The organism is Plantactinospora sp. DSM 117369, from assembly GCF_053764795.1.
Genome location: NZ_CM132446.1, coordinates 424376 through 437344 on the forward strand (window position 1 = coordinate 424376; position 12969 = coordinate 437344).

A 12969-nucleotide genomic window follows, 5' to 3' on the forward strand; every position below is an offset into this window, starting at 1 on the left:
GGGCGATGTACGAGACCGAACCGACCACCCCCAAGTCCCGCCGGGCGCCCCGCGGCGCCGGCCGGACCGTCCTCGTCGTGACCGCGGTCCTCGCCGTCCTCCTCGGCACCGGGGTGGCCGGAGTGGCCGCCTTCGACATGCTCGGCGGCGACGACCCGGCCGGGCCGCAGGCCGCGCCGAGCGCCGCCGGCTCCGCCTCGGCCGACCCGTCCCCGACCGGGGCGCCGGCGCCCAAGGTCATCTCCATGTCCGCCACCGGCGACATCGTGATGGGCAACGCCCCCGGACGGCTGCCGGCCAACGGTGGCAAGGGGTTCTTCAACTCGGTCAAGAAGGCGCTCGACGCCGACCTGGTGATGGGCAACCTCGAAGAGCCGCTGACCGACGACACCGGGACCTCCAAGTGCGGCGCCAACTCCACCCGCTGCCACCAGTTCCGGGCTCCGCCGTCGTACGCGGCGCACCTCAAGGAGGCCGGCTTCGAGCTGCTCAACCAGGCCAACAACCACGGGTACGACTACGGCGAGGCCGGCTACGAGAACACCCAGGAGGCCCTGGAGAAGTACGACCTCCAGCACACCGGCGCGCCCAACCAGATCACCGTGGTCGACGTCGAGGGCGTCAAGGTGGCGGTGGCCGGCTTCTCGTCGTACGCCTGGTCCAACAGCCTGATCAACATCAGCTCGGCGAAGAAGGTGATCCAGAAGGCTGCCACCATGGCGGACCTGGTCGTCGTGCAGGTGCACATGGGCGGCGAGGGCTCGGAGAAGACCCGGGTCCGGCCGGGCACCGAGATGTTCCTGGGCGAGAACCGGGGCGACCCGATCAAGTTCTCGCACTCGATGATCGACGCCGGTGCCGACCTGGTGGTGGGGCACGGGCCGCACGTGATGCGAGCGCTGGAGTTCTACAAGGGCCGGCTGATCGCGTACAGCCTCGGCAACTTCGCCGGTGGCGAGGGGACGCTCAGCAACAACGGCCGGCTCGGCTGGGGAGCCGTGCTCAAGGTCTCGCTGACCGCCGAGGGCGAGTGGGCGGGCGGGCAGCTCATCTCGACGTACATGAACGGCGCGGGCAAGCCGACGATGGACTCGCAGCGCCGGGCCGCCGGGCTGGTCCGGGACCTGTGCAAATCTGACTTCCCGAAGACCGGCGCCCGGGTGGCCGCCGACGGCAAGATCACCCCGCCGGCCGCCGCGAGCTGACCCGGGCGTCGTGAGCTGAGCCCCGGGCGTCGTGAGCTGAGCCCCGGGCGTCGTGACCTGAGGCGGGGCGTCGGGCCGGCTGCCTCCGGGGCGGGCGGGCTTCCCAGGGTTCGGCCGGGTCGGGCTCCCCGGCGTCGATGTCGGCGCCGCGACGTAGGCTGGCCGGCGTGAGTGCCAGAGACGACTCCGCGCAGACCGGAGTCGCAGTCACGCCCGGCGAGGCGACCCGGGCGATCCGGGCGGCGCGGCCGACCCGACGTACCGTCGAATCCGATCTCGGCCGCAAGCGACGGGCCCGGCGGATCGGCCGGGAGCTGACCGAGACGCACCCGGACGCCCACTGCGAGCTCAACCACCAGGGACCGCTGCAACTGGCCGTGGCGACCATCCTGTCGGCGCAGTGCACCGACCAGCGGGTCAACGAGGTGACGCCGAAGCTGTTCGCCCGCTATCCGAGCGCGGCCGACTACGCCGGGGCGGACCGGGCCGAGCTGGAGGAGATGATCAGGCCCACCGGCTTCTTCCGGAACAAGACCAACTCCTTGATCAACCTCGGCCGCCAGCTCGTCGAGCGGTACGACGGCCAGGTGCCCCGCCGGATGGCCGATTTGGTGACTCTGCCCGGGATCGGTCGCAAGACCGCCAACGTCATCCTCGGCAACGCCTTCGGGGTGCCGGGGATAACCGTCGACACCCACTTCGACCGGCTGGTGCACCGCTGGGAGCTGACCACCGAGACCGACCCGGTCAAGATCGAGCACGCCGTCGGCGCGCTGTTCGAGCGGCGCGACTGGACGATGCTCTCGCACCGGGTGATCTTCCACGGCCGGCGGGTCTGCCACGCCCGCAAGCCCGCCTGCGGCGCCTGCACCCTGGCCCGGCTCTGCCCCTCCTACGGCCTCGGCCCGACCGACCCGGCCGCCGCCGCGAAACTGCTCAAGGGCCCCCGGGCCCGCGAGCTGGCGGTGCAGGCGGGGGTCGATCCCGACCTGGTGCCGGCGACCGCCGCCGTCGGCGACACCCCGTGAAGCGGCGGATACTGGGCGGGCCACTGCTGGCACTGGTGTTGCTCGCCGCCGCCTGCACCGGACCGGACGCGGAGCCGGAGGCCGGCGCGGCGCCGGGTGGGGAGGAGAGCGCCACCACGGCCGCCTTCGCCGACTGCGCCGCCCTGACCGCCCCGCTCGCCGCGTCCGGCGGCCCGGCCAGCCCGACACCCGGGTCGGGTCGGTTGTTGCCGGCGCTGAGCCTGCCCTGCTTCGTCGGGGGCGGCGAGGTCGCTGTCGGCGAGCTGCGCGGGCCGGCCGTCGTCAACCTGTGGGCCTCGTGGTGCGCGCCCTGCCGGAAGGAACTGCCCGCCTTCCAGCGGCTCGCCGAACGGGCCGGCGACCGGCTCCGGGTGGTCGGAGTGAACAGCGGGGACGCCCGACCCGCCGCCCAGTCGATCGGCGAGGACTTCGGGCTGGAGTTTCCCAGCCTCTACGACCGCGACAAGAGGCTGCTGACCGAGCTGGGCGGCCGGGCCGTACTGCCGGTCACGCTCCTGGTGGACGCCGAGGGGCGGATCCGGCACCGGGACGAGTCAGGTGCCCTCGACGATGCCGAGCTGGCCACGCTGGTCCGCCGGCACCTGGGGGTGGCGGTGCCGTCGTGACCGAGTACGAAATTCCGGCGTGGTGCGAGCCGCTGCTCACCCGGGTCCGGTCGGCGCGCACCGAGGACTTCACCCGGGTACGCACCCCCGCCGACGGCGGACGGGCCAGCGCCGTACTCGTGCTCCTCGGCGAGCAGCCGGAGCACGGGCTCGACGTGTTGATCCTGCAACGGGCCGCGACCCTGCGTACCCACGCCGGGCAGCCGGCCTTTCCGGGCGGGGCCTGCGATCCGGACGACGAGGACGCGGCGGCGACCGCGCTGCGGGAGGCGCACGAGGAGGTCGGGCTCGACCCGAGCAGCGTCACCGTGCTGGCCCAACTGCCCAAGCTGTGGATTCCGGTCAGCGACTTCGTGGTCACCCCGGTACTCGCCTGGTGGCACCGGCCCCACCCGGTGCACTCCCGCGAGCCGGCCGAGGTGGCACACGTCGCCCGGCTGCCGATCGCCGAACTCGTCGACCCGGCCAACCGGGTCCGGGTACGCCACCCCAGCGGCTGGATCGGCCCGGCCTTCCAGGCCCGGGGCATGCTGGTCTGGGGCTTCACGGCCGGGGTGCTCGCCACACTGCTGGAGATGGCCGGCTGGGCGAGACCCTGGCCGCAGGACCGGATACTCGACCTTCCGCCGACGAGCCCGCCCCCGAGCCCCGCACCCGGCGCGGAGGAACACCCGACACGGCGGACGAGCTGACCGGACCGGCAACCCCCTCCTGACCGGCCATCCGGCGGCTCGGGGCGCGGTGCTCGCGGTGGGCTGGGCGGAAGGCTCGCGGCGGGAGATTCGGAAACCGATTCGGCGGTAAGCGCCGGTGGCCCAGGGCATTTCCAGGTCTCCCCCGTACCCTGAACGGGTGTCGGTGGTGGATGTCGTTCTGATCCTGCTCATGTTGCTGTTCGCGATCAGCGGCTACCGGCAGGGATTCGTCATCGGTCTGCTCTCCTTCACCGGCTTCTTCGGCGGCGCCCTGATCGGGTTGCAGGTCGGTCCGCTGCTCGCGGAGCAGTTCACCAGCAACTCGACCCGGGTCGTGGTCGCGCTGGTCTCGATCTTCGGCCTGGCGGTGCTCGGTCAGGCTCTCGCCGGCTGGCTCGGTTCACACCTGCGGCACGCCATCACCAGCCAGGCCGGCCGGACGGCCGACGACGTCGGCGGGGCGCTGGTCTCGCTGTTCGCCGTACTCCTGGTGGCCTGGCTGGTGGGCGTCCCGCTGGCCTCCTCCTCGCTGCCCTGGCTGGCCAGCGCGGTCCGCAACAGTGCGCTGCTGACGGTGGTGGACCGGGTACTGCCGCCGGAGGCGCAGGCGCTCTCCGAGGCGCTGCGGGACACGGTCGACACCAACGGCTTCCCGGACGTGTTCGGCGGGCTGACCCCGACCCGCTCCCGCGAGGTGGCCTCGCCCGACCCGGCACTGGCCGGCTCCCAGGTGGTGGTGAACGGGCGACGCTCGGTCGTGAAGGTGCTCGGCAACGCCCCCAGTTGCTCCCGCCGGATCGAGGGCTCCGGTTTCGTGTACGCGGAGAACCGGGTGATGACCAACGCGCACGTGGTGGCCGGCACCCGGAGCGTCCAGGTCGAGGTGGCCGGCGAGCGGCACAGCGCCCGGGTGGTCGTCTACGACCCGGACCGCGACCTGGCGGTGCTCTACGTGCCGGAGATGTCCGCCCCGGTGATGCGGTTCGCCACCGGTGAGGCGGCGATCGAGGACGACGCCATCGTGCTCGGGTTCCCGCTGGACGGGCCCTACAACGCCCAGCCGGCCCGGATTCGCGACGTCGGCGAGATCGCCGGTCCGGACATCTACGAGTCGGGCCGGGTCAACCGGGAGATCTACACGATCCGGGGTCTGGTCCGCAGCGGCAACTCCGGCGGCCCGCTGGTGGCCCCGGACGGCCAGGTGCTCGGGGTGATCTTCGCGGCGGCGGCCGACGACCCGAACACCGGCTTTGCGGTGACGGCCGACGAGGCTCGCTCCACCGCCAGCACCGGGCTGGAACGGACCCGGGTCACCAACACCGGCGCCTGCACCTGACCGGGGACCGGTGGTGAGACCGTGACGGGACCGGTGGTGAAACCGTGCCGGGACCGGTGGCGAGACGGTGACGGGGGGACCGGTGGCGAGACGGTGATGGACCGGCGGCGGAACGGCACCGCTCGGTGGTGGTGTCAGGGGCGGTCGCGGTGGAACCGGCGCCGGACCACCAGCACCGCCCCGGCGACGACCAGCAGGAAGAGGACGCCGCCGCCGCTCCACAGCCTGGGCAGTGGATGGCTGACCTGGTCGCCCGCCGCCTGGGCGGTCCAGTCGGCCGAGCGGCCGGACGCCGCCGCCGTGCCCACGGTCTCCGCTCCGTCGCTGGGCGGTGGAGTCGTCGACTCCTGACCGGGCGCCGAGCCGAAGCCGGCGACGCCGGGCGGCGCCGCGCCGTCGTCCAGCGGATTGGCCCGTACGCTCGACACCTCGCCGTTCAACGCGGCGACCGGGTCGATGACGCCGAAGCCGAACCGGTCGTCCCGGCCGGACGGCCCGACGTCCCGGGCGGTGTTGATGAGCCGGTTGACCACGTCCCCGGCGGACATCTTCGGCCAGTGTGACCTGACCAGGGCCGCCGCCGCGGCCACCAGCGGCGACGCGAAGCTGGTGCCCTGGACCCGCCAGAAACCACCCGGCCGGGCGCCGGTCAACCCGGTGGCCGGGGCGGAGAGCACGGTCTCGGGGCCGGTGATCGAGCCGGACCAGAGCGCGTCGCTCTCGCGTTCCAGGCCCGCCACCGCGACCACTCCCGGCTCGCGGGCCGGATACCAGACCCGTTTGCCGGCGGACGATCCCAGGTTGCCGGTGCAGGCGACGACGACCACGTCCCGGGCGAAGGCGTAGTCGAGGGCGGCGGCGAGCGCGGGACTCTCCCCGGTGCCGCCGAGCGACAGGTTCACCACCTGGGCGCCGTTGTCGACCGCCCACCGGACGCCCTTCGCCACGATCAGGGCGTCGTCGTAGCGGTTCTCCTCGTCGAGCACCCGGACCGGCAGGATCTTGGCCTTGGGGGCGAGCCCGGCCACGCCCCGGGTGTCGTCATTGCGTCCGGCGATCAGTGCGGCGACGGTGGTGCCGTGTCCGACCGGGTCGGTCTGCCCGTTGCCGCTCCCCGCGACCAGGTCGATGCCGGGCAGCACCTGCCCGGCGAGGTCCGCGTGCGAGGCGTCGACCCCGGAGTCGACCACCGCGACCGTGACGCCCTTGCCGGTGGCGACCCGCCACACCGCCCTGGCGTCGAACTCGTCCAACTGCCACTGCTCGTCCCGCACCGGGTCGGCCAGCACAGGCAGGCTGACCGGCGGCGCCGACACGGCGGCGGTCGCCGGTGCCGGACGCGGGCCGAACAGCGATCCGGCGATCCCGGCCGTGGCGAGCAAGGCCGCTCCGGCGACCCGGGCGACAGCACTCTGATGTATATGCGGCAGCCTGGTCACAGCATGGTCATTTCACCCCGGGGGACACATGATGCACGGAGGTTACCCCGTTTCACCCCCGTCGCGTGGTGAAACTTTGCAACCGATCTGAGATCCACTGTCCACCGCCCCGAGACCGAGGGCCCGGCCGCCCTGGTGATCAGGTCGGCCGGGCCCTCGGGCTCGGAAAAGGGTCAGGTCGATGGGAGGTAGGCGAGCTGCACCAGCCGGATGCCTTCCTTCCGGGTCACCAGCCGGCCCCGGCCGGGCGGCATCGGGCCGGGGCGTACCGAGCCGATCAGGGCGCCCTCGTCCTTGCTGCCGGACATCACCAGACCGGGGGAGGAGAGCTCCCGGAGGCGCTGGATGATCGGCTCGTAGAGCGACCGGGAGGCGCCACCCGAACGCCGGGTCAGCACCAGGTGCAGACCGACGTCCCGGGCCTGGGGGAGATATTCCACCAGCGGCAGCAGCGGGTTGTTCGGGCCGGTGGCGACCAGGTCGTAGTCGTCGACGAGTACGAACAGCTCGGGCCCGGTCCACCAGGAGCGGTCCCGCAACTGCTGCGGGGTGACGTCCGGCCCGGGCAGCCGGCGCTGCATGTAGCCGGCGACCGACTCGATCAGCTCGCTGGTCGCCTGGGCGGCGGTGCCGTACCCGATCAGGTGGTCGGACTGGATCACGCCCAGCAGGCTGCGCCGGAAGTCGACCAGGATGATCCGGGCCTGCTCCGGGGTGTACCGGCTGGTGATCGAGGTGGCCAGCGCCCGCAGGAAGGACGACTTGCCGCACTCGGCGTCGCCGAAGAGCAGGAAGTGCGGCTCGGAGGCGAAGTCGATCGACACCTGCTGGAGGTCGGCCTCGGAGATGCCGATCGGCAGCCGCAGGCCGGCCGCACCGGCGACGTCCAGGTCGGCATAGGGCAGCACCGGCGGGAGCAGCCGGACCCGGGGGGCCGGTGCCCCGCTCCAGTTGCCGGCGACCGCCTTGACCAGTGCCTGGGTCTGCCCGCCGCCGAGGCTGGACAGCTCCGGCAGCACGGTCAGGAAGTGCAGGCTCTCGGCGGTGATGCCGCGACCCGGCGACTTCTCCGGCACGTTCGCCGCCGCCTTGCGGGAGACGATCGAGTCGGTGGGGTCACCGAGCCGCAGCTCCAGCCGGGAGCCGAACAGGTCGCGGATCGCCGGCCGGAAGTCCATCCAGCGGGGCGCCGCCGCGACCACGTGCACGCCGTACGACAGGCCACGGGTGGCGATGTCGGTGACCAGGGGTTCCAGGTCGTCGTACTCGCCGCGCAGGGTGGGCCAGCCGTCGACGACCAGGAACACATCACCGAACGGGTCCGCGCCGACCCCGACGCCGCCGGCCGAGGCCCGCCGCTTCCGGTACGCCGGCATCGACTCCACGCCCAGCTCGGCGAAGCGCTGCTCGCGCTCGTTGAGCAGGGTGGAGATCTCGCCCACGGTACGCCGCACCGCCGCCGCCTCGGACCGCCCGGCGACCCCGCCGACGTGCGGCAGGTCGCGCAGCGCGGCGAGCGAGCCGCCACCGAAGTCGAGGCAGTAGACCTGCACCTCGGCCGGGGTGTGGGTGAGCGCCAGCCCGCAGATCAGGGTACGGAGCAGGCTCGACTTGCCGGACTGCGGACCGCCGGCCACCGCCACGTGCCCGGCGCCGCCCTCCAGGGAGAGCCAGAGCAGGTCACGCCGCTGCTCGAACGGCTTGTCGATCATCGCGACCGGCACCTGGAGCGCGCCGTGCAGCTCGGGGTTGCCGAAGGTGAGCCCCCGGGACGGGTCGGTGACCACCGGGCCGAGGATCTCGTCCAGGGCCGGAGCCTGGGACAGCGGCGGCAGCCACACCTGGTGGGCCGGCGGGCCCTGGCCGACCAGCCGGGAGACCATCACGTCGAGCAGGCTCTGCGCCGCCGGGTCCTCCGGGGCCGGCTTCGGGGTGGCCGGCACCACCGGTTTCGGCACCGGCACGAAGTGCGTCGAGTACGACAGCAGCCGGGGACCGGTGTAGCCCTGCGCGCCCGGCCCACCCGTGGTGGCCTTCTGGTAGGGCCCCGAAACGTACGCCGCCTTGAACCGGACCAGTGGCTCGGTGCCGAACTTCAGGTAGCCGTGCCCCGGTGCCCGGGGCAGCTCGTAGGCGTCCGGCACCCCGAGCACCGCCCGGGACTCCAGCGCGGAGAAGGTCCGCAGACCGATCCGATAGGACAGGTGCGTGTCGAGCCCGCGCAGCCGGCCCTCCTCCAGGCGCTGCGAGGCGAGCAGCAGGTGCACCCCGAGCGATCGGCCCAGCCGGCCGATCTGCACGAAGAGGTCGATGAAGTCGGGCTTGGCGCTGAGCAGCTCGGAGAACTCGTCACAGATGATCAGCAGCGAGGGCAGCGGTGCCAGCGCGGCACCGCCGGAGCGGGCCTTGTCGTAGTCCTTCAGGTTGGCGTAGTTGCCCGCCTTGCGCAGCAGTTCCTGCCGGCGGATCATCTCGCCGTTGATGGCGTCGACCATCCGGTCGACCAGCGGCAGCTCGTCGGCGAGGTTGGTGATCACGGCGGCGGTGTGCGGCAGCCGGTCCAGCGAGGCGAAGGTCGCACCACCCTTGAAGTCGACCAGTACGAAGTTGAGCGCCTCGGACGAGTGCGTCGCCGCCAACCCGAGCACGAGGGTGCGCAGCAGCTCGGACTTTCCGGAACCGGTGGCGCCGATGAGCAGGCCGTGCGGGCCCATACCGTCCTGTGCGGACTCCTTGAGGTCCAGGTCGACCACGCCGCCGTCGCCGCCGACGCCGATCGGCACCCGCAGCTTGTCCCGGTTGGGCCGGGGCGCCCAGCCCTGCACGGTGCTGAAGTTCTCCGGGTCGCCGACCCCGAGCAGCTCGCCCAGGGTCATCTCCTTGACCAGCGAGTCGTCCGAGGAGCCCTTCTGCGCGGCGGCGAGCCGCAGCGGGGCGAGCCGGCGGGCGACCGCCTCGGCCTCCTCGACGCTGAGCCGGTCCGGGGTGCCGACCTCGGCCTGCCCGTCCATCGAGTAGGTGTTCAGCCGGCCGCCGTCGGTCTCCAGTACCAGCATGGCCCGGTCCAGCAGCCGGGGCGGCGGGCTGTCCAGGTCGATGATGGTCACCGCGTCGATGCCGCTGTCCCCGGCGAGGTAGCTGGCGCCGTTGAGGTCGCCGCCGTCGAGCACGATCACCACGTGCGGGCCGTCGGTCGCCGGGCCGGAGAGGCTGAACCGGGAGCGGTTGCCGACCACGTCGTCGATCAGCTTCTCCAGCTCGACCGCGGAGCTGGCCACCAGGCGTACCGGGCCGAGCGCGTCGACGGCGGTCGGGTGGTGGGCCTGCGGCAGCCACTTGGCCCACTCCCACCGGGCCCGGCGCTCGGGGCCGGCGCAGATCGCGATCAGCAGCTCCTCGGGGGCGTGGAAGACCGAGAGCTGGGTGAGCACCGCTCGGGCCAGCGCCTGCGGGTCGCCGCCGGCCGGCTCGCGGGACTGGTCGCGCTGGCTGGGCGCGTTGCGGACGAAAACCCGGGCGAAGCCCCGGATGGAGAGCGCCACCGGCAGGTCCGGCACCACCGAGTACGCGTCGAGGAACCGGCGCAGCGCACCGGCGGTCATCGGCTCCAGGTCCTCCAGTGGCCGGGTCACCGGCGGCACCAGCGGGGTGGCCAGGGTCTGCGGGCCGACCGCGACCCGGACGACACCGAAGTCGCCGTCGCTGGGGCGCCGCTCCCAGACCCGGTAACTACCCACAGTGGACCAGAGCTGGGCCGGGTCGGGATGCCGGTAGAAGAGGCCGGCCCGCTGCTTCGCCGCGGTCTCCCGGACCCGGCGCCGGAGCGTGGCCAGGTGCCGCAGGTATTCCCGGCGGGCCTGCATCATCTCTGACTTCTTCGGCGAACCGGAGGCGCTGCCCCAGGAGGACGCCACCATGGCGAGCGAGGAGACGCCGAACAGCGCGCCGATGACGTACGAGGAGGGGCCGCTCTGGCCCCGGCCGAACATCATCGCCATCGCGACGGAGCCACCGAGCATCGGCAGCACCATCATCAGTTGCTGCCACTTGCCGCCGGTCGCCTGCGGGATCTCCGGCGGTGCCTCGACGGCGAGTTCGCCGGTCGGGATGTCCGGCGCCGGCCGGCGCGGCGGGCGCTTGATGACGACAGTGCTCATCGGTCGCCTCCCGCCGGCCGGTCCGCGCTGTCCCGCCGATCGGTGCCCACCTGCCCGGACCAGCCGCCACCCGGCCGTACGTCGAGCTCCGGGGCACGTCCGGCGCGGTTCCTGCCGCTCCGGCCCTGGCTACCCGTGTCCATGTGAGAGACCTCCCCTAAGGCCGCGCCAGCGGAGCAGTTGACCGTCCTGGCGGGCCATCCGACGCCCCCGCGTCGCAAATGTCATCGCGCTCGGTCGGACGAGTGTGACCCATCCTAGGTAAAGTGCGGTCGTCCGCGCAGCCATGGGTTGCCCCCTCGATGGAGGACTGTCGATGAGTACCGGGCTCGCCCGCGTCACGATCAGCGCGCCGCAACGACGGGTGGACGTCGCGCTGCCCGAACACCTGCCGCTGGCCGAACTCCTGCCCGAAGTTCTCCGGCATGCCGGCGAGGGGTTGGCCGACGACGGCGAGAAGCACGGCGGGTGGTTGCTGCGCCGTACCGACGGCGAACCGCTGGCCGCCGGCAAGGCCCTGCTGCCGCAGGGGGTGCGCGACGGCGACGTGCTGCACCTGGTGCCGGCCCGGGCGCAGTGGCCGGAGCTGGAATACGACGACGTGGTGGAGGCGATCGCCGACGGGGCGAGGCGCCGGGGCAGTGCCTGGTCCGGCCGGAACACCCGGATCGGCACGCTCGGCGCGGCGGGCGCTCTGCTCGCGATCTGCCTGCTCGCGGTGATCGCCGGCGGCACACTCTGGGAGTTCGGCGCCTTCGTCGCGCTCGGTGCGGCCGTGCTGCTGTCGCTGAGCGCGGTGGTCGCCTCCCGGGCGTACGGGGACGCCACCGCCGGTGCCGCCCTCGGCGGGTACGCGATGCCGTTCGCCTTCTTCGGCGGTGCCCTGCTGGTCGCCTCCGGTGACCCGGTGGGCGTGGTCGGCTGGATCGGCTGGCTCGGTGCGCCGGAGGCACTGGCCGGCTCGGTCGCGCTGCTGCTGATCGCGGTGCTCGGCATGGTCGGGGTCGCCGCCGGTCTGCGGGTCTTCGCCGCCGGTGTCTCGGTCGGGCTGCTCGGCGCGCTGACCGCGCTGGTCGGGTTCCTGCTCTCGGCGGCCGGGTCGGCCGCGATCCTGATGGCCGCGCTGGTCTGCGCGATCGGCATGCTGCCGCTGCTGGCGATCCGGTTCGGCAAGCTGCCGATGCCGCCGATCACGCTGCCCACCGGTGCCGAGGCGGCGGAGGGCTTCACGGCCTCGACCCCGGTGCAGAGCGGCGCGCGGGAGCGGCCCGACCGGGGGCGGGTCTTCGCGGCGGTCGCCCGCACCGAGGAGATGCTCACCGGGATGCTGGTCGGGCACGCCGTACTCGCCGTGGTGGCGGCGCTGGTGCTGGTGGCCTCGGGCGGGTTCTCCGGCCGGCTGATGGTCGCCGTCTCGGCGGCGGCCCTGCTGCTGCGGTCCCGGCTCTTCGTCACGGTCCGGCAACGGGTACCGCTGATGGCGGCCGGGATCGGCTCCGCCGTGGTGCTCGGAATCGCCCTGCTGTTCCGGATGCAGGAGACCGGCCTGCTGCTGCTCACCGCCGGCGGCCTGGTGCTCGCCCTGGTGGTGATCGGGGCCGGCGCGACCTACTCGAAGCGGGAGCCCGGGCCCTACCTGGGCCGCACCGCCGACATCATCGACACCCTGATGGTGATCGCGGTGGTGCCGGTGGCCTGCGCGGTGCTCGGCCTGTACGCCCAGGCCCGCGGCCTGCTCGGCTGACTGTGCGGGTGGGCTGACCCCGCGCCCCGTCCCAGCCCGGCGGGCGGGCCGTGATGACCGACGAAATCGGCCGGTGGTCCCTGACGGTGCCACCGGCCGGTTGCTGTGCTGCCGGGGTCAGTGCGGCGACTCGCCCCGTTCGACCGCTTCCTGGTGCCGGCGGAAGGACGTCCGGATCTCCGCCTCCGCCTCGGTCCGACCGACCCAGGTGGCGCCCTCGACCGATTTGCCTGGTTCCAGGTCCTTGTACACCTCGAAGAAGTGCTGGATCTCCAGCCGGTCGAACTCGCCGAGGTGGTGGATGTCCCGCAGGTGCTCCTGGCGCGGGTCCTCGTACGGCACGCAGAGGACCTTGTCGTCGCCGCCCTTCTCGTCCGTCATCCGGAACATGCCGATCGTCCGGCACCGGATGAGGCAACCTGGGAACGTGGGTTCGGGTACCAGCACCAGAGCGTCGAGTGGATCGCCGTCCTCACCCAGGGTGCCTTCGATGAAACCGTAGTCCGCCGGGTACTGGGTCGACGTGAAGAGGGTCCGGTCCAGCCGGATCCGGCCGGTCGCGTGGTCCACCTCGTACTTGTTGCGGTGACCCTTGGGGATCTCAACCGTGACGTCGAAATCCATCTCGCACGCTCCCTCGTTTGCCGGCGCTGGCCAACGGAACCACAACAGTCGGCACCTGCGCGGGTGATCTCGCGATTCACCTTGCGGCGCCGGCCCCGGTGCGGTGTTCGGACCA

The 12969-nt window shown here is 72.9% G+C and carries 9 protein-coding genes; 6 read left to right on the forward strand and 3 right to left on the reverse strand.

Annotated features, from left to right (window positions below):
- Positions 1–5: 5 nt before the first annotated feature.
- From ACSMXO_RS01980 to ACSMXO_RS02000, 5 genes are all read left to right on the forward strand, one after another.
- Positions 6–1205, forward strand: coding sequence for a CapA family protein (locus ACSMXO_RS01980; protein ID WP_455416502.1), 1200 nt, complete (start codon positions 6–8; stop codon positions 1203–1205).
- Positions 1206–1438: 233 nt separating this feature from the next.
- Complete coding sequence (nth, locus tag ACSMXO_RS01985) at positions 1439–2233, forward strand: endonuclease III (protein WP_455419142.1); 795 nt, start codon at positions 1439–1441, stop codon at positions 2231–2233.
- Positions 2230–2859: a TlpA family protein disulfide reductase gene (locus ACSMXO_RS01990; protein ID WP_455416503.1), complete on the forward strand. Its 630-nt coding sequence runs from the start codon at positions 2230–2232 to the stop codon at positions 2857–2859. The genes nth and ACSMXO_RS01990 overlap by 4 nt, the downstream gene beginning before the upstream one ends.
- Complete coding sequence (locus ACSMXO_RS01995; RefSeq protein WP_346259098.1) at positions 2856–3551, forward strand: NUDIX hydrolase; 696 nt, start codon at positions 2856–2858, stop codon at positions 3549–3551. The genes ACSMXO_RS01990 and ACSMXO_RS01995 overlap by 4 nt, the downstream gene beginning before the upstream one ends.
- A 160-nt stretch (positions 3552–3711) precedes the next feature.
- Entirely contained in the window at positions 3712–4890 is a 1179-nt protein-coding gene (locus ACSMXO_RS02000; protein ID WP_455416504.1) for a MarP family serine protease, read from the forward strand.
- 134 nt (positions 4891–5024) lie between these two features.
- On the opposite strand, the gene mycP is transcribed toward ACSMXO_RS02000, so the two are convergent.
- Positions 5025–6320 carry a type VII secretion-associated serine protease mycosin gene (gene mycP / locus ACSMXO_RS02005; protein WP_455419143.1) on the reverse strand — a complete coding sequence of 432 codons (1296 nt, stop codon included), beginning with the start codon at positions 6318–6320 and terminating at the stop codon, positions 5025–5027.
- 182 nt (positions 6321–6502) lie between these two features.
- Positions 6503–10486 carry a type VII secretion protein EccCa gene (gene eccCa / locus ACSMXO_RS02010; protein WP_455416505.1) on the reverse strand — a complete coding sequence of 1328 codons (3984 nt, stop codon included), beginning with the start codon at positions 10484–10486 and terminating at the stop codon, positions 6503–6505.
- Between the two features lie 316 nt (positions 10487–10802).
- Between eccCa and eccD the strand changes: the two genes are divergently transcribed.
- Positions 10803–12230 carry a type VII secretion integral membrane protein EccD gene (gene eccD / locus ACSMXO_RS02015; protein ID WP_346259096.1) on the forward strand — a complete coding sequence of 476 codons (1428 nt, stop codon included), beginning with the start codon at positions 10803–10805 and terminating at the stop codon, positions 12228–12230.
- Positions 12231–12347: 117 nt separating this feature from the next.
- Here eccD and ACSMXO_RS02020 read toward each other — a convergent pair whose 3' ends face one another.
- Complete coding sequence (locus ACSMXO_RS02020; RefSeq protein ID WP_107257365.1) at positions 12348–12854, reverse strand: inorganic diphosphatase; 507 nt, start codon at positions 12852–12854, stop codon at positions 12348–12350.
- Positions 12855–12969 lie beyond the last annotated feature (115 nt).